The sequence below is a fragment of the Vibrio sp. 704 genome (assembly GCF_033339295.1).
In genome coordinates this window covers 1-661 of record NZ_JAWOUH010000523.1, presented here as the reverse complement: position 1 = coordinate 661, position 661 = coordinate 1, and the positions used below count along the sequence as shown (strand labels likewise).

Annotated in this window: 1 protein-coding gene; it reads right to left on the bottom strand. The window is 47.4% G+C overall.

The genetic code is table 11. From position 1 onward, the window contains the following. On the bottom strand, positions 1 to 661 hold a 661-nt coding region (locus R7R24_RS27515; protein WP_318120241.1), incomplete at both ends, for a ribonuclease E/G.

The following is a 661-nucleotide window of genomic DNA, read 5'->3' as shown; positions in this document are numbered from 1 at the left end:
GGTGGTCATCGCTTCTGTCTGGTCGATGATTAGGTAACCACCCGACTTGAGCTCAACTTTGCGCTCCAAAGAGCGTTGAATTTCGTTCTCAGTGTCGTACATATCAAAGATAGGCTTGTCACCTTCGTAAAGCTCAAGCTTATCGGTCAGCTCCGGTACATACTCAGAAGTAAACTCTTTGAGGTTCTCATATTCTAAACGTGAATCGACCAAAATCTTGTCGAGTTCCGTTCCAACGAAGTCACGCAAAATACGTTGTGCAAGACCAAGCTCGCCATACAGCGTTGAACGTGTCTTGTACTTAGAACGACGCTCCATGACTTTCAGCCATAAGCGTTTTAGGAACGCAGCATCTTGAGAGAGTTCTTTCTCGTCCGCCCCTTCTGCGGCCGTGCGGATAATGAAACCACCGTGCTCATCGCAGTAGTGATTCACCACTTTTTTAAGGCGTTCACGTTCGCTTTCGCTTTCAATACGTTGCGATACACCAACGTGGCTAGCGCCAGGCATAAAGACGAGATAACGGGAAGGAAGTGTGATGTCAGTAGTTAAACGCGCACCTTTGGTGCCAAGAGGATCTTTAACTACCTGTACGACGATATCCTGACCTTGGCGAACCAGTTCAGAAATGTCACGAACTTGAAACTGCTGTTTCTCGTTC